Here is a 20,194-nt window from a genome sequence, read left to right as displayed (position 1 = left end):
CCTACGCACCCGGTCTGAGTGGCGGACCAGCATCGCAGGCGAGGGCACGGATCCCGGCTGGCCCGGAGGCTCGGACCTCGATGGTGCACACGTCGGTGCCGGCGGTGACCAGTTCGAGGGCGGTGGGTCGACCCCGGGTGACGACCTGGAGTTCCTCGTGCCCGGTCACCTCCACCACGGTGTACTGCCAGTCGGTGGCACAGAGCGGCCCGGTGCGGACCTTGACCTGAACGTTGTCCGGGAGGACGGCGGCCCGGCCGCGCAGAAGCCGCACCACCTGCTGCCCGGTCGGCCCGTTTCGGCAGGCCGTGGCGACCAGGTCGGCGTCGGGGGTGGCCGACGGGGCGCCGACCGGCGGGGCGCTCGGCACGGCGGTGGGCGATCCCGTCGGGGCGCCGGTCGGCCCGGGTGCCGTCGGCGTGCCGGTGGGTTGCGGCACCCCGGCAGGTTGCCGCAGTTCGGGTGGGGCTCCGCAGCCGGTAAGCGCCACGATCGCGAGAAGGGTCAGCAGGACCGGCGTACGGGCCGCCGCCGGGACGGGCGCGGCGGCCATCGCCCGTGGTGGGGGAGACGGGCGGCGGAACGGGGTGAACGGCACGGGCCGATCCTCGGGACATCGGGGAAGCTCGTCGCGGCCGGGGGTGGCCGAGCCCATCGTAGGGCGAGCGGCCGGCCGGGTGAAGCTCAGCCGAGGACTCGGTGCCCGGCGCGCTCCAGAGCGGCCGCGCCCTCGGTCAGCCGGACGGTCGGCACCAGCAGGTAGTCGGTGTCGAAGGTGGAGAACGTGACCACGCTGACCCGAGCCTCGGCGAGCGGCCCGACAAGTGCCGCAAGCGTTCCCGTGGTGGCCACCCCCACCGGGCCGGCGACCTTCAGGCAGCGCCAGGAGGTCTCCACCACGGCCTTCGCCGGAGCGCGGTCGCTCGGGCAGATCACCGACATCCCGTCGGCGGTCCAGCTCACGGAGACCACGTCGGCGCGGCCCAACTCGCTCGACAGCGCGTACGGCAGGGCGGTGCCGGCGGCCAACCGGCACACGGCGTACTCCCCCGGCAGCAGAGCGATATCGAGCATGAGGGCACCTTACGGCGTCGGTGTGGGCTCACGCCGACATTGCCACGTGCGGCGAACGCCACACTCCGCCGCAGGTCAGACCTCGGAGAAGAAGGTGAGTGACCCCGCCACGGCACCGTTGGCGTGCACCGGGGTGGAGATCGCGTCGACCGTCGCGTCGGAGCTGTTCGCCGAGGCGGCCTGCACCCGGAGCAGCCCACGGGCGAGCCGGCCGGAGGAGAGCGCCAGCAGGGGAGGGATCTTGTCGATCTCGGCCTCGGTCAGCTCACCCCGGTTGGCGGTGAAGTCGAGCAGGCGCAGACCGCCGTCGAGCAGTGGCCGCCCGATCAGGCCGGCCGGCTCGCCCAGGCAGAGCAGCTCGCAGCCGGCCGTGGAGATGGCCACCACAAGGGTGTCAGCGTCGATCAGCAGACACGGCTCGTCGGCCCGGCAGACCGTCGAGGACCACTGACCGAAGTTGTCGGACCCCAGCTCTGTCGAGGCCCGCGCCGTTGGCACGAACACTTCCGAGAGTGAGAGTTCGACGTGGGCCACCGAGCCTCCTATGTACACCGACGGACTGTCCACGCTAGCCGGTCACCGACGGGACCACCGAGCGCACCGGGTCACCGGGCCGCGCGGCCTGAGCCGGGGCGGTCGGTGACGGCGCGGGAGCCGGTGGGGGGCGGGGAACCGGGGCCGCGTGGCGTCGCCGGTGACGTTACCGGTGGTGGGCCGGCTTGTCAGCGGCCGTTCGGCCCTCGTCGTACCACCGGTAGTCGGCTGCTGGACGGTACGTGCCCTTCAGCCAGGTGCCGGGGTGCTGGGCGACCCGGGACAGCTTCTCGGCCGTGGCGGGGCTGATCCGACTGCCACCGGCCACGAGGAGCCGGTCCAGCTCCCGGTGGGTGGCCATCAGACAGTCCTTCGGAAGGCCGTAGACGCTGATCACGCCGGAGCCCACGAAGGTCAGCACCGGCGACACCGGAATGGTCAGCCCCACCGCGTCGCTGAGGGCCTTGCTGGCCCGCTTGGCGTCCCGACGGGCCTCGGCCACGTACGGCGGCCGCTTGCCGTTGATCTGCACCACGTCCCCGGCGACGAGCACCCGGGCGCGGCCGTGGTCGGCGATGGTCACCGCGAACAGGCCGCTCGGCCCGATGGCGAGGAACCCGGCGCGCTCGTCCTGAGGGCGGTCGAGCACGGCGTCCGCCATGTCGGTGCGGGGCCACTCGATGACGTGCCAGGCCGGCCCGAGGTGGTCGAGCTGGCCGAGTGCCCGCGCTCCGGCCGCCTCCAGCCGACGGGCTCCCCGCTCGGCACGGCGGCGCCGAGCCCAGGCGAGCGGTGTCGGACGGATCGGTTCGAGAACCCCCGGCGACTCGACGCGGGGGTGGGGCACCGCGACGGGCGGCAGTGCCCGGGCGGTCGGTACGGCTCGTCGTGCGGGAAAGACAGTCATCGCGACCTCCGGCAAAAGGTCCCTCGAAGTTATGTCCTCACTACCCTACGTTGCTACTCCCGGTGTTCGGCAAGCAGGAACGCCGGAGTGACTACGGATGAATGCCATATTCATCCACAGTTCTTTTCTCGGATGCCGCTAAACCCTGCCCTACGCTGCGGGGGTGACCCACTACGTCGACAGTGAAGTCGGCCGGCTCGGCACCGTGCTCCTGCACCGACCCGGCCCGGAACTGGCCCGGCTCACCCCGCGCAACAACGACTCGCTCCTGTTCGACGCGATCCCCTGGGTGGGCCGCGCCCAGGAGGAGCACGACGCGTTCGCCGCCGCGCTGCGCGAGCGCGGCGTCGAGGTGCTCTACCTGGCCGCACTGCTGGCCGAGACGCTGGCCGTCGCCGACGCCCGGGCCGAACTCACCGAGCAGGTGCTGCGTTCCCGCCGACTCGGCGACACCCTGCGCGCCCGGGTCGCCGACCACCTCGCCTACCTGGACCCGGCCGCGCTGGCCGACGTGCTCATCGCCGGGCTCGCCCACGAGGAGCTGCGGATCAGTTCGGAGCGGCCGGGCGGGTTGGTCTACACCCTGATGGACCGGCACGACTTCGTCATCGACCCGCTGCCGAACCTGCTGTTCACCCGGGACTCGTCGCTGTGGATCGGCGACCGGGTCGGTGTCACAAGCCTGGCCATGCCGGCCCGCCGGCGGGAAACCACCCTGACCGACGCCATCTACCGCTACCATCCACGCTTCGCCGGCACCGAGTTCGTGTACCGTCCCCACCTCGAACACCTGGAGGGCGGGGACGTTTTGCTGCTCGCCCCGGGCGTGCTCGCGGTCGGGGTGGGCGAGCGGACCACACCGGCCGGCGCGGAACGCCTCGGCCGGCAGGTCTTCGCCGCCGGGCTGGCCCACACCATCCTGGTGGTGCCGATCGCCCAGGAGCGCGCCACCATGCACCTGGACACCGTCTGCACGATGGTCGACGTGGACGCCGTGCTGATGTACCCCAACATCGCCAGCACGCTGTCGGCGTACACGGTGATCGCCGGCGCCGACGGCGAGGACCCGCGGGTGGACGGCCCCGCGCCCTTCCTGCGGGCCGCCGCCGACGCGATGGACCTCGACCAGCTCCGGGTCATCGACACCGGGCTGGACCCGGTCACCGCCGAACGCGAGCAGTGGGACGACGGCAACAACACCCTCGCCCTGGCGCCCCGGCTCTGCGTCGGCTACGAACGCAACACCGCGACCAACGCGCAGTTGGAGCGGGCCGGCATCGAGGTCATCCCGATCGCGGGCTCAGAGTTGGGCTCCGGTCGGGGCGGCCCACGCTGCATGTCCTGCCCGATGGTCCGCGACCCGCTGAGGGAAGGGCACCTGGTGGACGGCTAGTGGGCGGCCCTGACGTCAGCGGAGGGTGAGCTGGCGACCGAGCAGCCCCTGGCGGGCCCGCCGGCCGGCGGCGTCGAGCGGGTCGGTGGCGGTGAGCGCCTCCGCGTACCGCTTGGCGAACTGCGCGACCGGGTCCTCCCAGTCGGCCGCCGGAGTCTGCTCCGGCAGGTCCCAGACCGGCACCAGCCGACCGTGCGCGCGGAACATGCCGGCGAACTTGGTCTGCTCGCCGAGCGTCAACGTGCCGGCCGCGCCGAGCCGGGCCAGCGCGTCCAGGGCGGCGTCCTCGTCCTCCGGCAGCACCCAGCGCACGTGTGCCTTCTCCGGGACCTGGCACCAGTACGCGGCCTTCGCCGCGGTCAGCCGCACCGTCGGGTAGATGGCGGCGTTCGCCCGCTCCAGCGACGCCTGGACCGTCGGGTCGTCCGCCGCACCGGGGTCGAGCCAGAACTCGAACCCGTCGTGCATGCTGATCTCCAGTGGACCGTCCACCAGGATGTCCTGGAGTCGGGGGCCGGGGCCGGGCAGCGGCGGTACGGCCACCTGGCCGCCCGGCTCGGCCCGCAGCGCGCAGAGCAGCGCGTCGGCCAGGTCGCGGGAGACGTCGCCGGACTGCTGGTGACGCTGCAGACCGATGAGCACGCGGCCGTCCGGTTTGCTCACCGCCGGTGCGGCCATCGGCAGCACCGTGGCCAGCGTGACCGGCCGGTCCCCGAACTCCTCGACGACGGCGGGCGCCAGCCTCAGCGGCGCGGACGCGGCGGGCACCAGCTCACGCAGCGCGATCCACTCGGGCTCGTCAACCAGCCCTTCGAACGGTCGCGGCACGAAGATGTCCCGCACCTTGTCCTTTCGGGGGGCGGTGTCGACGGCGGCGCGCTGGCTCTTTCGACGCTTGCTCACGGCGTCACAGCCTAGAGGCCCGGTGGCCCCGTCGTGGGCCGGACCCACCCGCGCGGTCGTTCAGCCCGCCGTCACCAGGTCGGAGCGGGTCGTCGCGGTCGGGTCGAACTCCGCCCACACGCGCTGACCCATGCCGTCGCGCTCGACGCCCCAGCGGGTGGCCAGCCCGGCCACGATGTGCAGTCCGCGCCCGTCGGCGGCGTCCGGATCGGCCGTCCGGATCCGTGGCCCGGTGCTCGCGCCACCGTCGGTCACCCGCAGCTGGATCCGTGGGCCCTCAGCCGAGGGCCGCAACCGCCAGGCCACCCGGACCACGCCGCCGGGCAGCGGCTGGGCGTGTCGCACCGAGTTGCCCACCAGCTCGGCGAGCACCGCGATCAGGTCCGCGAGAAGCGTCGGGGGTACGACGTCCGCGAGATCGTCGGCCAGCCGGTGCCGGGCCAGCCGTGCGCCAGCGGGGTGGTGGGGAACCACCACGCACCACGCCCGATCCCTCACTGCCACCGTCGCCTCCACGTCGCGCCGCCGCCGGTCAACCGCGCGGCAGCCGCACCTCTGCGACCGTACCGCCGTCGGTCCTCGGACGTAGGGATACCCATCCATTCTGCTGTTCAACGATTCGGCGGACGAGATAGAGGCCGAGCCCCGCGCCCGGGTAGCCGCGCCGGTCGCCGGACTCGCCCTGCCAGAACCGGTCGAAGGCCCGCTCCACGTGCTCGGGCCGAATGCCGATGCCCCGGTCGCTGACCCGGAACCCGACGAGCTGACCGTCGACCCCGGCAGTGATCTCGATGGGGGAGCCCGGAGGCGAGTACTTGCCCGCGTTGGTCACCAGCTCGGTCAGCACGGTGGTCAGGCTGGGCCGGTGGCCGAGCGCCTTGGGCAGGTCGGCGGGGAGGCGCAGCTCCAGTCGACGGCGCAGCTCCGCCGGCAGGTCGACGACGGCGGTCCGCAGTGCCTCACCGAGATCGAACGGGCTGGGCGGGTCGTCGCCCGGGCCGGTCTCGGCGGCCGAGGACAGCAGCCGGTCGACCAGCCGGGCCAGCTCGTTGGCGCGCTGCCCGATCACCCGGGCGGCCTGCCGGCGTTCGGCGTCGTTCAGCGAATCCCAGTGGTCGGTGAGAGTGTCCGCGTACCCCTTGATCACCGTGACCGGGGTGCGCAGCTCGTGGCTGGTCACCGCGACGAACAGGTCCCGGTCGTGATCGCGGCGCTGCTGGTCGGTGATGTCGCGGAAGGTGACCACCCGCAGCGAGCCAGGGCCGGGCAACTCGCCGGAGGTGATCCGCAGCCAGCGGCCGTCCGGCAGCCGGTGGTCGCGGACCTGGCCGGAGGGCGGCATCGGCATCGGCAGCGGGCGGTTCAGCGCCTGTTCGGCTGTCTGACCGGTGACCTGGACGGCGGCCGGGTTCCAGAGCCGGACGTGCCCCTCGCGGTCGACCACGGCCAGCCCGTCGGCGAGCGCCGCCACCACCGGCCCGTCGCCGTGCACCGGCAGGCCGCTCTGGTCGCCGTACATGTGCCCGACGCACGAGGCGAGGTAGGTCACCACCCCCTGCTGCTCGTCGCCCGGCTCGTCCTCGCCCGGGTAGAAGGCGTGCAGGCTGCCGACGGTGTGCCCGCCGATCTCGGCCCGGGACACCACCATCCGGCGTAGCCCGCTGCCGGCCAACTCGCCGGCGAGCTTGCCGTTGAGGTCGTCCACGTGGACCTGGCGCACGCGCGGCCCGGAGAGCAGGCAGACGGTGTCCGGGTCGTCCGCCGCCAGCGGGCGACCGAGGGCCCACTCCGCCGCGCCGGTCGCCGCGATCACCCGGCCACCGGTCGGGCCGAACTCGACGAACGCCATACCTGTCGCGCCGAGCGCCGGCTGGGCTGCCCGGAGCAACTGGGTGAGGACCGGCAGCCCCGCGTCCCCAGAATTGATCATCTCGATGACGACAGTATGGCCGGCGATGAGAGCGGGGAAATCGATACGCTCCGGCATGTGCCGAGTCTGCACCGGCGACCCGACTTCCGGCACCCCCTGTCGATGCCGATCAACGGTCCCGTCGGGCGAGAGCGTGCGCCGGTCGGTCGGTGATGATCCCGTCCACCTCGGCGGCCAGCACCAGCTCCAGGTCGGCAGGGTCGTTGACCGTCCAGACGTACACCTGGTTGCCGGCGGCGCGCAGCGCGGGCAGCAGCTGCGGGCGGGCACGGACCAGGCCGATGCCCGGCCCGGCGATGCGGGCGCCGAACGGCAGCCGACCCGCCGGCCACCAGCGCGGCAGCACCTCCAGCAGCAGCACCGTGGGCAGCGTCGGGGCCAACTCCCGGACCCGTCGGACCGCCAGCGGGGAGAACGACATCACGGTGACCTGCACCGGGTCGTCCGGCGTCGGGTCGGCCAGCCCGTACGCCCGCAGCAGGGCGACCAGCCGCCGTTCCACGTTCGAGCCGTAGCGGGACGGGTGTTTGGTCTCCACGAGCAGCCGGACCGGCCGCCCGGCGGCCAGCACCGCGTCGAGCAGCCGAGTCAGGGTCAGCAGCCGGGTGTGCGACTCGTCCGGCGGCAGGTCACCGCTCGGCGCGCTGCCCGGATGCCAGGAGCCGAAGTCGAGCGCCTCCAGTTCGGCGAGCGTACGCGCGCTGACCAGACCCCGGCCGTTGCTGGTGCGGTCCAGACGCCGGTCGTGGACGCAGACCAGGTGCCCGTCCCGGGTCAGCCGGACGTCGCACTCCAGCCCGTCGGCGCCCTCGTCGAGGGCGCGCAGATAGGCGGCGAGGGTGTGCTCCGGAAGGTCGTACGACGCGCCGCGGTGCGCGAAGACCAGAGGCCCGCCCATGTCGACGGCCTCAGATGACCTGGCCGGGCTGTCCGTTTCCGTCGACCACCGGGCGGCCGACGGCGGCCCACTGGCGCATTCCGCCGTCGGCGTTGCGCACCCTGTCCCAGCCGTTGTTGACCAGGTAGGCGACGACCTGGGCGGAGCGACCGCCGGAGCGGCAGACGACCGCCACATCCCGGTCGGTGGGCACCTCGGCGAGGCGGGCCGGCAGTTCCATCATCGGCAGGTGGTGGGCGTTGGGCGCGTGGCCCGCCGCCCATTCGTCATCCTCCCGCACGTCGAGCAGGTAGGTGTCATCGGCGATCTCGGTCACGGGCACGGTGGGAACCTGGGGTCCGAACACAGGAAGCAACACTAGATCCTCGCCGGCCGGTTCGGTGCCGACCGGGCCGTCGATACCATCACAACCGGGTCACCCAGCGCGGGTTGGCCTGCACCCAGGCCGGCAGGCGGGTGCCGCGGACGGCCTCGAAAAGCCCGTTGCCGCCGTTGTCGAGCACCACGTACGAGACCCCGTCGATGGTCTGCGGGGACGAGGGCACCTGGACGCCGCGCATTCCGTCGGGCGGCAGCGCGCGTAGCGCGAGGAGCAGGTCCTCCAGGGGTACGCCGTTGGTGTCGACCGTCAGCGACCCGCCGACCGCGCGGAGCACCTGGTCCAGTTTCACCGGGTTGGTGCGCAGGTCCGCCTGGCCGGCGCTGTCCAGCATCGCCCGGAGCAACTGCTGCTGGTGGCGCTGCCGGTCGTAGTCGCCGCCGGGCAGGTCATAGCGCTGCCGCACGTAGTCCAGCGCCTGCGCCCCGTCCATCCGCTGGCAGCCGGTGGGGAAGACCCGTTTGGTGTGGATCGAGCGGACCTCGGTGTCCACGCACATTTGGACGCCGCCGAGCAGGTCGATGACCTTGCGGAAGCCGGAGAAGTCGATCAGCGCCGCGCCGTCGAAGCGGATGCCGGTGAGCCGGTTGAGGGTGGCGGAGAGGAGTTGGGTGCCGGCCTGTCCGCCGCCACCATGCTCGTACGCCGCATTGATCTTGTCTGGACCGCCGCCGAAGCCGTTCGCGGGCGGGATGGCGACCAGCAGGTCACGCGGGATGGAGACCAGGTACGCCTCGCGCCGGCCGGCGGGCACGTGCACGATGAGGATGGTGTCCGAGCGCTGGTCGGGTTCGCTGCTGCCAGCGCGCCGGTCGGTGCCGATGAGCAGGTAGTTGAGCGGCCCGTCCAGGTCGGTGCGGTCGCTGCGGGCGTCGGTGTGGAGCAGTTGCTCCTTGGTCACCGTGCGGTCGTACCGGTGGGTGAGCGTCTTGAGGCCGACCACCGCGAGCCCGGCCAGCAGGACGAGGGCCAGCCCGACGCCGAGCATGATCCGTGGACCACGGCCACGGCCCGACCGGGCGGATCGGGCGTCGCCGGCCCGGCCCACCACGTTCCGTCCGGACCTGGACGTGTCCGCCTCCCCGCAGCCGTCACGTGAAACCTGCTCACGTCAGGCTACGGTCCGTGACGGGACGACCGCGGGCTTTTCCCCTGCATCGGCCCGCTCACTTGCGGGTGGAGATCACCTCGGGGTTGGCGAAGACGAACTCGGCAAGCTTGTCCTGCTTGAGCGCGCGGAACATGCCCATCGTCTGTTCGCTCAGGGTCTCGGTGCCGCTACCGGTGCTGTGGAAGGTGCCGTTGTTGGTCTTGAGCATGGTCAGCTCGTTCGCGGTCACCCCGCGCATGGTGTAGATGAAGCTCTCGATCGAGGCGCCGCCGGTGTCCAGCACGAACGCCTTGCCGGCCGCCTTGATCAACTGTTGGAGCTTGCCCGGGCTGGTCAGCATGTCACTGTCGGTGGCCTTCTTGGCCATCGCCTTGATCAGCTGCTGCTGGTTCTGCTGGCGGTCGTAGTCACCGTTGCGGAGGGACTTGCGCTGCCGGGAGTAGTCGAGCGCCGCCCAGCCCTCCATCTCCTGGCAACCCTTCTTGTGCACCACCGGGGTCCTCGGCTTGCCGGTCTTCTTGGCGTCCGCGTTCCACATCGGCTTGCCGTCGACGTACGACATGTGCAGCGACTCGACCTCTTGGCTGACGCAGATCCGCACGGTGCCGAGCGTGTCGATGACGTTCTTGAAGCCGCCGAAGTTGATGATCGCGGCACCGTCGAAGCTGACCCCGGTGAGGCGCTTGATCGTCTGCGCCATCAGTTGGGCGCCACCCTCCCAGCCGCCGCCGTTGCGGGCGCCAACCTCGAAGGCCGCATTGATCTTCCCGCTGCCACCGGACCAACCGCCCTTCGGGTGGGCCGGGATGTACGCCTCGGTGTCGCGGGGGATGGAGATCAGGTACGCCTGGTCGTGCGAGGCCGGAATGTGCAGGATGATGATGCTGTCCGAGCGGACGTTGTCGGCCGCCCAGCGCTCCCGCGCGTCCACGCCGAGCAGAAGCATGTCGATCGGCCCGTCCAGGCTCGCCCCACCCTCGGCGTCGGACTTGCTGGCGCCACCCAACAGGTTGCGCTGCGCGATGTCACCGGTCGCCTGGCTGATCAGCACCTTGCCGCCGACGATGCCCGCCCCACTGGTGAGCATCAGCACCGCGCCGAAGATGACGGTCAGTCGGGCCCAGAGCGGATCCTTGCGCTTGGGCCGCTTCTTCGCCGGCCCCTTCCCGCCCGACCGACCGCCGCGGCCCGGGGGGCGATCGCCCGGCCCACCGCCCGACGAGCCCGGCTGCGCCGGTATGGACGCGGCGATTCGACCGCTCGGGGCGGCGGAGGAAGGGCGTCGGCTGGCCTGAACCGGCATTCGTGCTCCAGCTCGTGATCAGGATGGGGCGGCACCACTCTACGTACATCAAATCGACTTGGCGAGTTCTTCTCGTGTCAATCCGGACGTCGAATTTCTCAGACTCGGTCGATCGCCGCCGTTCGATCAGCCGCCGTCGGTGCTCTTCGGCGGGTTGGCCTTGACCCAGTCCGCCATGGTGTCCGCTGACATGGCCTGGTACATCGCCAGCGCCTTCTCCCGGTCGGAGACCACCACCGACTCGCCGTTGATCGTGTCGCTGCCCGCGTTGGGGCTGGTCAGGAACGTGAGGTTCTGCCCCCGCAGGTTGCGGAACTGCACTGCCATGTCGGTCAACGAGAAGTCCTGGTCGACCGTGACGGCCGCGGTCACCGACTTGAGGAAGTCGTTGAGCTTCTTCGGGTTCGCCAGCGTGCCGGTGCTCGCCGCCTTGTCCATCAGTGCCCGCAGGAACTCCTGCTGGTGCCGCATCCGGGCGAAGTCGCCGTCCGGGAACTGCTTGCGCTGCCGGATCCAGTCCAGCGCCTCCGCGCCGTCCATGTGGTTGGTGCCCTTGGTGAACGTCCGGTACGGCTTGTGGATCGAGGTGATCGTCCGCTCCACCTTCAGGTCGACACCGCCGAGGGCGTCCGTGACCTCCTTGAAGCCACCGAAGTCGATCGCCATCACGTGGTCGATCCGGACGTCGGTGAAGCACTCCACGGTGCGGACCGCCAGCGGCAGCCCGCCGAACGCGAACGCCGCATTGATCTTCGCGCGCTGGCCAGAGCCGCAGTCCGCGCCGGCGCTCTTCGGGATCGGCACGTAGAGGTCACGCGGGATGGAGACCAGGTACGCCTCCTGGTGGTCGGCCGGAATGTGCATCACGATGATCGTGTCGGCTCGCCACTGGCTCTTGGTGTCGACCGGCGCGTCCGGGTCCCGGGAGTCGCTGCCGACCAGGAGGATGTTGAACGCGCCGTCGACGGGCTTGGCCGGTCGACCGCCGGTGATCTCCGCGAAGGGGTCGGTCCGGGCCAGGTCGTTGTTGAGGTTGCGCGCGTACATCCAGGCACCGAGGCCGCCGAGCAGTGCCAGGACCAGCACCGCGATCCCGGCCACCAGGCCGATCCGCCCCCAGCGCGGCCGTGGACGACGCCGCCCCGAACCGCCGACGCCACCCGGGCCACCGGGCCCTCGCGGCCCGGCCGGGCCGCCCGACCGGAGCTGTTCATCGTCGTGTGACGGGTACCAGCGAGCCTCCGACGGGCGGGCGCGCCCGGAGGCGCCCCGGTCGGGGCCGGGCACCGAGGCGCGCCCGGCGCTGCGGTTCAGGTACGGCTGCGGAACGCCGGCAGAGGTCGCTGACATGTAATTCAGGGTACGTAGCGGGAGCCACTCTCGCCCCCAGGCAACGCTCAGCGATCGGCGGTCTGTCGCGCGCCGGTTACCCTAGCCGCGCCCGGAAATACTCGATCGTGCGTCGCAGGCCGTCTTCGGGCGCCACAGTCGGCTCGTATCCGAGCAGCTCCCGGGCGAGGGTCAGATCCGGGCGCCGCATCTCCGGGTCGTCGGCGCTGCGAGTGATGTAGGTCACCTCCGAGTTGCTGTCGGAGAGCGACACGATCAACTCAGCGAGTTGTCGCATGGAGAGCTCGTGCTCGGTGCCGCAGTTGACCGGGCCCGTCTCGGTCGAGTCGAGCAGCAGCAGGATGCCCCGCACCAGGTCCTCGACGAAGCAGATCGACCGGGTCTGGTTGCCGGTGCCGTGCACGGTGATCGGCTCACCGCGCAGCGCCTGGGAGATGAAGGTCGGGATGGCCCGCCCGTCGTCCGGGCGCATCCGCGGGCCGTACGTGTTGAAGATCCGGACGATCGCCGCGTCGAGCCCCCGGTAGCGGTGGTACGCCATGGTGGCCGCCTCGGAGAAGCGCTTCGCCTCGTCGTAGACGCTGCGGACCCCGATCGGGTTGACGTTGCCCCAGTAGGTCTCGCGCTGCGGGTGCTCCTTCGGGTCTCCGTACGCCTCGGAGGTGGAGGCCATCAGGAACCGGGCGCCGTCGGTGACCGCGCGCTCCAGCAGGTGCAGGGTGCCCACCGAGCCGACCCGGAGGATCTCCACCGGCAGTTGGGCGAAGTCGGTGGGGCTGGCCGGCGAGGCCATGTGCAGGATCGCCTCGAACCGCTGCGCCAGCGCCGGGTGGTGGGTCGGCAGGCCGTCGGAGATGTCCGCCTCGACCAGGGTGAAGGTTGGCCGGTCCAGCAGGTGGGCGACGTTCTCCTTGGAGCCGGTCACGAAGTTGTCCAGCGCCACCACCGTGCAGCCCCGGGCAATCAGCGAGTCCACCAGGTGTGAGGGAACGAAACCGGCGCCGCCGGTGACGAGAACGCGATGACCGGAACCGAATCGCTGGGCAACCTTCATGCCGGTCAGCCTACCGATCCCCATTCACGCGGAAAGGGCCCCCGGCGGGCGGGGGCCCTTCCCGACGAACGTGCCGCGCGTCAGTGGGCGCCGGCGCCGGTGAGGGCGCGGACCTCCAGCTCCGCGTACTTGTCCTCGTCGTGCTCCTTGGAGATGACGGTGCCGATCCACCCGCACAGGAAACCGAACGGGATCGAGAGGATGCCCGGGTTGGACAGCGGGAACCACTGCCAGTCGTGGTCCGGGAACATCGAGGTCGCCGCTCCGGAGACCACCGGCGAGAAGAACACCAGCAGTACGGCCGAGAGCAGACCGCCGTAGATCGCCCACACCGCGCCGGAGGTGTTGAACCGCCGCCAGAAGAGGCTGTAGAGGATCGCCGGCAGGTTGCCCGACGCGGCGACCGCGAAGGCCAGCGCCACCAGGAACGCCACGTTGAGGTTCTGGGCGTAGATCGACAACAGGATGGAGACCGCGCCGATCACCAGGGCGGAGATCCGGGCGACCCGTACCTCCTGGCGCTCCGACGCCTCGCCCTTCTTCATGACGTTCGCGTAGAAGTCGTGCGCCAGGCTGGAGGATGAGGCCAGGGTCAACCCGGCGACCACCGCCAGGATGGTGGCGAAGGCGACCGCTGCGATGATTGCCAGCAGGGCCGCCCCTCCTAGGTCGCCGCCGAAGAAGTCGATGCCGAGTGCCTCGGCCAACTGCGGCGCGGCGGTGTTGCCGGCCTTGTCCTGCGCGGTGATCGCCTCACTGCCCACCAGCGCCGCCGCACCGAAGCCGAGGGCCAGGGTGAGCAGGTAGAAGGTGCCGATGATGCCGATCGCCCAGAGCACGCTCTTGCGGGCCGCCTTCGCGGTCGGCACGGTGTAGAAGCGGATCAGGATGTGCGGCAGACCGGCGGTGCCGAGCACCAGGGCGATGCCGAGCGAGAGCAGGTCGACCTTGTTGTAGAAGGTCTGTGTCGCATTGCCGGCCACCTCGACGCCGTACCGCAACCCTGGTTCGAGGAACGCGCTGCCCTTGCCCGAGGAGGCGGCGGCGTCGCCGAGCAGCGACGACAGGTTGAACTTGTACTTCGCCAGCACCAGCAGGGTCATCAGCAGCGCGCCGCCCATCAGCAGGAACGCCTTGACGATCTGCACGTAGGTGGTGCCCTTCATGCCGCCCACGGTGACGTAGATGATCATCAGGGCGCCGACCATGATGATGGTGGCCACCTTGGCGGTGGCCGCGTCCATGCCGAGGAAGGTCGTCCCCGGCCGGATGCCCAGCAGGAGCGCGACCAGCGCGCCCGCGCCCACCATCTGCGCCAGCAGGTAGAAGATCGACACCGTGATGGTGGAGACCGCCGCCGCCGTACGCACCGGACGCTGCCGCATCCGGAAGGCCAGCACGTCCGCCATCGTGTACCGGCCGGAGTTGCGCAGCAGTTCGGCGACGAGCAGCAGGGCCACCAGCCAGGCGACCAGGAAGCCGATCGAGTAGAGGAAGCCGTCGTAGCCGTAGAGCGCGATGATGCCGGCGATGCCGAGGAACGAGGCGGCAGACATGTAGTCGCCGCCGATCGCCATGCCGTTCTGGAAGCCGGAGAAGGACCGGCCACCCGCGTAGAAGTCGGTAGCCGTCTTGGTCTGCCGGCTGGCCCAGATGGTGATGGCCAGGGTCACCGCCACGAAGACCAGGAAGAGCGTGATGGTCAGGTTGCGGGCGGTGTGGTTTGTCGCTTCCGCCGCGAGGAACGTCTCAACCGCGTGAACCGTCTTCACGGGTCACCTCCCCGATCTCGGCGCGAATCCGGTCAGCGATGGGGTCGATCTTCCGGTCCGCGTACCGGGAGTAGAGCCAGGCGATCAGGAACGTGGAGACGAACTGGAGCAGGCCGAAGACCAGCGCGACGTTGATGTTGCTGCCGAACAGCTTCGTGCCCATGAAGTCCCGGGCGTACGCGGAGAGAATGACGTAGAGCGCATACCACAGGAAGAACGCGACGGTCATCGGGAAGACGAAGCCGCGCAGCGCACGCCGCAGCCCGGCGAACTCGTCCGACCGTTGTACGGCCAGGTACTTGTCCGACTGGGAAGCAGCCGGAGCGGGTGTGTCCGTGGACATCTGTGGATCACCACCTTCACAGGCGTCAGAGGAGTTTCGCGCACCGTAAAGAGCGCGCTCCCCGACGCGGAAGGGTGAGATCGACACCGGTCGTCGAGTGCGCCGAGCGGTCGCCTGGCTGCGCCGAGTGACCCAGGTCACTCCGGTGACCGGTCGGCCCCGGGGGTCGCCCGTTCAGCTCGGCAGCTCGTGGTATCGACCGCGATAGTGCAGCAGCGGAGCGGCCTCCTCGGCCAGGTCGACAGCCTCGATGGTGGCCTCCACCAGCAGGCCCCAGCCGTACTCCCGGGCGGTGTCCAGCCGGCACGCGGCCCAACCGCCCGCGTCCGCCGGCACCGGCCCGTAGGGCGTCTCGATCCACGTGTCCGCGGTGAAGAGCCCGCCCGGAGAGGGGAACAGGCCGGCGAACCGATCGGCGAGCTGCCGGTGCGGCGGCCCGAGCGGCGTGACCGCGAACCGGCCCGATTCCTCGGCTGCCGCCCAAAAATCGGACTCCGCGTCGATCAGCCCGAGCACCCGGTCCGGCTCCCCCTCGGCGACCAGGGTGGACGAGACGGTCAGCCCGGCCGGGCCGGGCGCGGTCCAGAGCGTCACCGGCGCGGCGAGCCGACCGCGAAGCCGGCGTGCCGGCGAGCGCTGCCCGCTCGGCACCGCGAACGGATCGGTGGAATGGATCTCGGCGCCCGGCTCATGATTCACGTGAAACATTGTGCCGCCCCGCACCCTCGCCCAGCCAAGGAAGCGCTCGTGCAGGTCGGCGGGGCGCCCGTTGAGGCGGGCGAGTTGATCGCCCGCCTCCGCCATCGCCGAGCCCAGGTAGACCAGCAGCCCCACACGGTCGTGCCGGTACTCGGCGAGCAGCGCCAGCCGCGCGGGCTGGCACGGCCAGAGCGCGCCGCAGCCCCGACACCGCCGCAGCGGCCGCATCGGCAGGTGCGGGCGGCTCACCACCGCTCTCCGGTTGACCGCGTCGGCGGAGTCGGCCGTCCGCCGTTCGCCCGCCATGCCTGCGCCGGGGTCAGCCAACCGGCCCGGCCTGGTCGCGGCAGGGCCACCGTCGGCCCGTTCGCCCACGCAGGTGGTCGATTCGGCTGACCTGCCGACCGCTCCGATCCGGTCGCGCCCGGCACGGCCGCCGGTGCCGCGATCTTCCTTTTCCGGTACGGCCACCGTGCCCCGTTCCTGCCACGGATGAACCCGAACATGGCTGATCTCCTCCCGGTCAAGGGGGCCGCCCCGATCGGGGGATGACCGGGGCGGCCCGAACGCAGGACCGGACGCCGGGACGTCGCCTCCACCGCCCGGGCCGCGTGTCCTCCACCCTGGACGGAGAGGCGCGGACAGGGGAGGATGCCAGGGCTTACTACGCATCGGGGTCATGTACTTACCGGAGAGGTAAGGATGAACGTCGAAATGTGGGTGCGAGCGTTGAAGGCCGCCCGAGCAGGTGCCGAGGTGTCCCAGGAGGCACTGGCGACCCTGACCAAGTGGAGTCCGTCCACGGTGGCCGCCATCGAGACCGGCCGGCGTCGGCCGACCATGGAGTTCGCGGTCGCCGCAGACGAGGCCCTCAGCACCGGCGGCCTCCTCGCCGAATTGTTGATCGCTGCCGATCGACAGCGGCTGCCGACCTGGTTCGTCCCGTGGCGTCACCACGAGGAGCAAGCGACCCGACTGTGTGAATTCGAGCCGTGCCTGATTCCTGGCCTCCTTCAGACCGATGACTACGCACGGGCGGTGATCTCCGCCGGCGGCCTCAACTCGGTCGACGTGGTGGACGAGTTGGTGACGATCCGGATGGATCGTCAGCAGTTGTGGCAGCGCGCAGAGCCGCCGCAGTGCGTCTTCGTCCTGGACGAGATCGCTCTACGACGCCCGGTAGGTGGGCCGGCGGTGCTGGACGCTCAGCTCGGTCGGCTGTTGGAACTCGCCGTCATGCCGAGCGTCAGACTGCACGTCGTGCCGCTCGACATTGGAGCCCACGTCGGTTTGACCGGCGGCTTCCTGCTCGCTGAACTGCCAGACGGTGAGCAGGTCACCTACGTCGAGGATGTTGCTCGCGGACACGTCATCGACGACCCGGAAGTCGTCCGTCTGGTTGGTCGGAAATGGGATAGCCTGCTCGGCGAGGCACTGTCCACGGGTGCTTCGCTGGATCTGATCCGGAAGCTGAAGGTGACACCATGACCGTTGCTCAACCGCGTTGGCGTACATCGACCAGGTCCGGCGACACGGGGGGCGCCTGCGTCGAGGTGGCGGACAACCTGCCTGGCGTCGTCCTGGTCCGGGACAGCAAGGACCGCTCCGGCCCGACCCTCACCTTCGCTCCGGCCGCCTGGCGTGGCTTCGTCGCCGCCCAGGCACCCAGCCGCCACGCTGATTGACGGCGGGGGTGTGACCGTGGCCAGCAGGGTGGGCATGCCCCTCGCCACGCCTGCGGACACGTCATCGACGATGCGGAAGTCGTCCGTCTGGTTGGTCGGAAATGGCATAGCCTGCTCGGCGAGGCACTGTCCACGGGTGCTTCGCTGGATCTGATCCGGAAGCTGAAGGTGACGCCATGACGATGAACGAGCCGCGTTGGCGCACGTCCACCCGGTCGACCGACTCCGGCGGCAACTGCGTCGAGGTGGCGGACAACCTGCCTGGCGTCGTCCTGGTCCGGGACAGCAAGGACCGCTCCGGCCCGACCCTCACCTTCGCTCCGGCCGCGTGGCGTGGCTTTATCGCCGACGCCGCCCAGGCCGCCAGCCGCCGCGCCGGTTAGCGCCTCGGGGTGACCGTGACCAGCAACTCCGGCTGGCGCCGGTCCAGCACGTCGCCGGCCAGGTAGGCGCCGAGCAGCGCCGCGCCCAACCCGTACGCCGCGCCGAGCGGGAAGGCCAGCCAGAGCCAGGCGTCCCCGAGCAGCGCCGCAGCAACCAGCATCGGCACCGCGGCGACCGCCGAGACGATCATGACCAGCAGGGTGAGCAGCCCCTTCGCCATACCCGCGCCGCTGTTCATCGCGAACGGGTTGCTCGTCTCCGGCAGCGAGTACGCCCCGAGCACCGAGACGAAACTGTTCACCGCCAGCCCGACACCGTAGGTGGCGGCCAGGCTGCCGGCGGCAAGCCCGATCCAGCCCGGCCGGCCGAGCAGCAACGACAGCACCACCGCGACGAACGCCAGCATCGGCAGGACGTACAGCGAGAAGGCCGTCATCCGTGCGCGCAACTCCATCCGGCCGGGCACTCCGGTCACCACGTTCACGGCGTACGCGCTGCCGTCGAAGCCGAACTGGTTGGCCAGGGTGACCGCCGCGAGCACGCCGATGAAGATCATCGATAGGGTGACCAGCACCGGCGAACTGCCGCCGGCGCCCGCCGTGAAGCCCTGCCTCTCCTCGACCGCGAGGCTCAAGCCACCAAGGTTGATCATCACGGGGATGAAGATGCCGACCACGGCGATGGTGATCAGGTTTGCCCGGCGGCGGGCGTCCCTCCACCAGTAGCGTGCCTCCCGGGCGACAAGCGCACCGAAGCGGTCCCGGCGGAGCCAGCCGGCGACCCGGGGAAACAGTTGGGCGACCGCACCGCCGGTGACTCCGCGCTGCGCCGGGGCCTTGCCGGTGCTCGCCGCACCCACCATCGCCGACTCCAACGACCGCGACCACCAGGCCAGCAGGGCGCCGATCGCCACCGCCGTGATCAGCAACTTGACCGGGGCGGCCCACACCCGCCCCTGCGCCAGGTCGATGCCGGCGGTCCACGGCGCGCCGAACGGCGTCCAGCCGATCACGGTCGCGACGCCGGTCAGCCGGGTCCAGTCCGTCTCCTGCAGCGCCGCGAGGCCGAAGACCTGCAACGGGCCGAGCAGCGCCGCCGTCACCGCCAACAGGACGGCCGCCAGGTCCCGCACCCGGCGGGACCGCAACATCGTCGCGAAGGCACTGGTCACCGCCCGGCTGGCGGCCACACAGAGCAACAGCCCACCGAGTACGCCGATCCCGGCCACCAGGCCGGCGGACCATCCCCCCAACACCCAGGAGGTCAGCACCAGCCCCGACGACGCGATCAACACCGCCAGCATCGGAACGCTGACCAGCGCGGCGGCGAAGAGGCCGGTGACCAGCGTGCGACGGGTCAGCGGCAGCAACGCGAACCGGGCCGGGTCCAGCGTCTCGTCCACCCCGAAGAAGACCAGCGGCAGCAGCAGCCAACCCAGCACCAACAGCCCGCCGCCGGCTGCCGCGATCAACACCGCGTACCGGCCGTTGTCCGTCAGGCCCGGCGCGGCGAACAGGAAGAAGCCGCTGGCGGCGAACCAGAGCCCGAACAGCGCACCGCCGATGAACAGCGCGACCCGCCAGCCCTGGCCCCGGAAACTGTTGCCCATCACCCGCAGCTTGAGCCGCACGAAGTGCCGTGCGCCGACGGTCCGCGCCGGACCGGCGGGCGCGGTGTCGATGCTCACCGGGACAGCCATGACAACTCGTCACCGGTAGCGGTGCGCCCGCCGACCACCTCGACGAAGACCTGCTCCAGCGAGCGCTCGCCGCGTACCTCCGCGAGCGTGCCGACCCGCTTGATCACGCCCTGGGCGAGGATCGCCACGTGCGAGCACAACCGCTCGACGACCTCCATCACGTGGCTGGAGAAGACCACCGTGCCGCCGCCGGCCGCGTACCGGGTGAGGATGTCGCGGATCAGCGCGGCCGAGACGGGGTCGACCGCCTCGAACGGCTCGTCCAGCACCAGCACCCGAGGGCCGTGCAGCAGCGCGCAGGCCAGGCCGATCTTCTTCTTCATACCGGCCGAGTAGTCCACCACCAGCGTCCGCCCGGCGTCGCCGAGCGCCAGCACGTCCAGCAACTCCGCCGCACGCTGATCGATCACCGCCGGGTCCATCCCCCGCAACAACCCGTTGTACGCCAGCAGTTCCGCACCGGTCAGCCGGTCGAACAGGCGTACCCCGTCGGGCATCACGCCGAGCAGCGCCTTGGCGGTCACCGGATCCCGCCACACGTCGTGACCGAGCACCCACGCCGAGCCGGCGTCCGGTCGCAGCAGACCGACCGCCATCGACAGGGTGGTCGTCTTGCCGGCGCCGTTCGGCCCGAGCAGGCCGTAGAAGGAGCCGGCGGGGACGTCCAGGTCGACGCCGGCCACCGCGATGGTGCCGTCGAACCGCTTGGCCAGGCCACGCAGCGCGAGCGCGGGGTGCTCACCAGTCATGGGCCCGACGTTATCCGCCGACCGCCA

At 71.1% G+C, this 20,194-nt stretch carries 22 protein-coding genes; 4 read left to right on the top strand and 18 right to left on the bottom strand.

The annotated features are described in order from the left end of the window. Window position 1 precedes the first annotated feature (1 nt). The 4 genes from ABZ808_RS09230 to ABZ808_RS09215 form a co-directional block, all read right to left on the bottom strand. A complete protein-coding gene (locus ABZ808_RS09230) occupies window positions 2–553 on the bottom strand; it encodes a hypothetical protein (protein WP_357004779.1) in 552 nt (183 codons plus the stop codon). Window positions 554–684: 131 nt separating this feature from the next. Next, window positions 685–1,074, bottom strand: a complete 390-nt coding sequence (locus tag ABZ808_RS09225; protein WP_357003034.1) for an ACT domain-containing protein — start codon at window positions 1,072–1,074, stop codon at window positions 685–687. 75 nt (window positions 1,075–1,149) lie between these two features. Further along, complete coding sequence (locus ABZ808_RS09220; RefSeq protein WP_357003032.1) at window positions 1,150–1,608, bottom strand: hypothetical protein; 459 nt, start codon at window positions 1,606–1,608, stop codon at window positions 1,150–1,152. 166 nt (window positions 1,609–1,774) lie between these two features. After that, a complete protein-coding gene (locus ABZ808_RS09215; RefSeq protein WP_357003030.1) occupies window positions 1,775–2,515 on the bottom strand; it encodes a hypothetical protein in 741 nt (246 codons plus the stop codon). A gap of 163 nt (window positions 2,516–2,678) precedes the next feature. On the opposite strand from ABZ808_RS09215, the gene ABZ808_RS09210 reads away from it, so the two are divergent. Then, window positions 2,679–3,908 carry an arginine deiminase gene (locus ABZ808_RS09210; protein ID WP_357003028.1) on the top strand — a complete coding sequence of 410 codons (1,230 nt, stop codon included), beginning with the start codon at window positions 2,679–2,681 and terminating at the stop codon, window positions 3,906–3,908. Between the two features lie 15 nt (window positions 3,909–3,923). Here the strand turns inward: ABZ808_RS09210 and ABZ808_RS09205 are convergent, their stop codons facing one another. The 12 genes from ABZ808_RS09205 to ABZ808_RS09150 all read right to left on the bottom strand — a co-directional run bounded on the left by ABZ808_RS09205 (window position 3,924) and on the right by ABZ808_RS09150 (window position 15,878). Then, window positions 3,924–4,811 (bottom strand): DUF5926 family protein, encoded by an 888-nt coding sequence (locus ABZ808_RS09205; RefSeq protein ID WP_357003026.1) that lies wholly within the window; start codon window positions 4,809–4,811, stop codon window positions 3,924–3,926. Window positions 4,812–4,871: 60 nt separating this feature from the next. Then, window positions 4,872–5,288 carry an ATP-binding protein gene (locus tag ABZ808_RS09200; protein ID WP_357004776.1) on the bottom strand — a complete coding sequence of 139 codons (417 nt, stop codon included), beginning with the start codon at window positions 5,286–5,288 and terminating at the stop codon, window positions 4,872–4,874. 55 nt (window positions 5,289–5,343) lie between these two features. Continuing rightward, complete coding sequence (locus tag ABZ808_RS09195) at window positions 5,344–6,798, bottom strand: ATP-binding protein (protein ID WP_357003024.1); 1,455 nt, start codon at window positions 6,796–6,798, stop codon at window positions 5,344–5,346. 52 nt (window positions 6,799–6,850) lie between these two features. After that, window positions 6,851–7,639 carry a glycerophosphodiester phosphodiesterase family protein gene (locus tag ABZ808_RS09190; protein WP_357003022.1) on the bottom strand — a complete coding sequence of 263 codons (789 nt, stop codon included), beginning with the start codon at window positions 7,637–7,639 and terminating at the stop codon, window positions 6,851–6,853. A 10-nt stretch (window positions 7,640–7,649) separates the two neighbouring features. Beyond that, on the bottom strand, window positions 7,650–7,985 hold the full coding sequence (locus tag ABZ808_RS09185) for a rhodanese-like domain-containing protein (RefSeq protein WP_053652311.1): 336 nt from the start codon (window positions 7,983–7,985) through the stop codon (window positions 7,650–7,652). Window positions 7,986–8,043: 58 nt separating this feature from the next. Then, window positions 8,044–9,006: an LCP family protein gene (locus ABZ808_RS09180; RefSeq protein ID WP_357003020.1), complete on the bottom strand. Its 963-nt coding sequence runs from the start codon at window positions 9,004–9,006 to the stop codon at window positions 8,044–8,046. Window positions 9,007–9,184: 178 nt separating this feature from the next. Continuing rightward, on the bottom strand, window positions 9,185–10,216 hold the full coding sequence (locus tag ABZ808_RS09175) for an LCP family protein (RefSeq protein WP_357004774.1): 1,032 nt from the start codon (window positions 10,214–10,216) through the stop codon (window positions 9,185–9,187). A gap of 342 nt (window positions 10,217–10,558) precedes the next feature. Next, a complete protein-coding gene (locus ABZ808_RS09170) occupies window positions 10,559–11,782 on the bottom strand; it encodes an LCP family protein (RefSeq protein ID WP_357003018.1) in 1,224 nt (407 codons plus the stop codon). 76 nt (window positions 11,783–11,858) lie between these two features. After that, on the bottom strand, window positions 11,859–12,836 hold the full coding sequence (locus ABZ808_RS09165; protein WP_357003016.1) for an NAD-dependent epimerase/dehydratase family protein: 978 nt from the start codon (window positions 12,834–12,836) through the stop codon (window positions 11,859–11,861). A gap of 80 nt (window positions 12,837–12,916) precedes the next feature. After that, window positions 12,917–14,608 (bottom strand): cation acetate symporter, encoded by a 1,692-nt coding sequence (locus ABZ808_RS09160; protein ID WP_355587280.1) that lies wholly within the window; start codon window positions 14,606–14,608, stop codon window positions 12,917–12,919. Further along, a complete protein-coding gene (locus tag ABZ808_RS09155; protein ID WP_088950720.1) occupies window positions 14,586–14,951 on the bottom strand; it encodes a DUF485 domain-containing protein in 366 nt (121 codons plus the stop codon). The genes ABZ808_RS09160 and ABZ808_RS09155 overlap by 23 nt, the downstream gene beginning before the upstream one ends. A gap of 174 nt (window positions 14,952–15,125) precedes the next feature. Beyond that, window positions 15,126–15,878: a flavin reductase family protein gene (locus ABZ808_RS09150; RefSeq protein WP_357004771.1), complete on the bottom strand. Its 753-nt coding sequence runs from the start codon at window positions 15,876–15,878 to the stop codon at window positions 15,126–15,128. Between the two features lie 474 nt (window positions 15,879–16,352). On the opposite strand from ABZ808_RS09150, the gene ABZ808_RS09145 reads away from it, so the two are divergent. The 3 genes from ABZ808_RS09145 to ABZ808_RS09135 all read left to right on the top strand — a co-directional run bounded on the left by ABZ808_RS09145 (window position 16,353) and on the right by ABZ808_RS09135 (window position 17,718). After that, window positions 16,353–17,138 carry a helix-turn-helix transcriptional regulator gene (locus tag ABZ808_RS09145; protein ID WP_357004769.1) on the top strand — a complete coding sequence of 262 codons (786 nt, stop codon included), beginning with the start codon at window positions 16,353–16,355 and terminating at the stop codon, window positions 17,136–17,138. Beyond that, window positions 17,135–17,335: a DUF397 domain-containing protein gene (locus ABZ808_RS09140; protein ID WP_357003014.1), complete on the top strand. Its 201-nt coding sequence runs from the start codon at window positions 17,135–17,137 to the stop codon at window positions 17,333–17,335. Before ABZ808_RS09145 ends, ABZ808_RS09140 begins: the two co-directional genes overlap by 4 nt. A gap of 176 nt (window positions 17,336–17,511) precedes the next feature. Further along, a complete protein-coding gene (locus tag ABZ808_RS09135; protein ID WP_357003012.1) occupies window positions 17,512–17,718 on the top strand; it encodes a DUF397 domain-containing protein in 207 nt (68 codons plus the stop codon). On the opposite strand, the gene ABZ808_RS09130 is transcribed toward ABZ808_RS09135, so the two are convergent. Next, a complete protein-coding gene (locus ABZ808_RS09130) occupies window positions 17,715–19,418 on the bottom strand; it encodes an ABC transporter permease (protein ID WP_357003010.1) in 1,704 nt (567 codons plus the stop codon). The two genes, ABZ808_RS09135 and ABZ808_RS09130, sit on opposite strands and share 4 nt — an antisense overlap. Beyond that, entirely contained in the window at window positions 19,403–20,167 is a 765-nt protein-coding gene (locus ABZ808_RS09125) for an ABC transporter ATP-binding protein (protein WP_357003008.1), read from the bottom strand. Before ABZ808_RS09125 ends, ABZ808_RS09130 begins: the two co-directional genes overlap by 16 nt. Window positions 20,168–20,194 lie beyond the last annotated feature (27 nt).

The sequence above is a fragment of the Micromonospora sp. NPDC047527 genome (assembly GCF_040643015.1).
GTDB lineage: Bacteria > Actinomycetota > Actinomycetes > Mycobacteriales > Micromonosporaceae > Micromonospora.
Note: the sequence above shows the minus strand (reverse complement) of the source record. Positions and strands in the feature narration are given on the sequence as shown.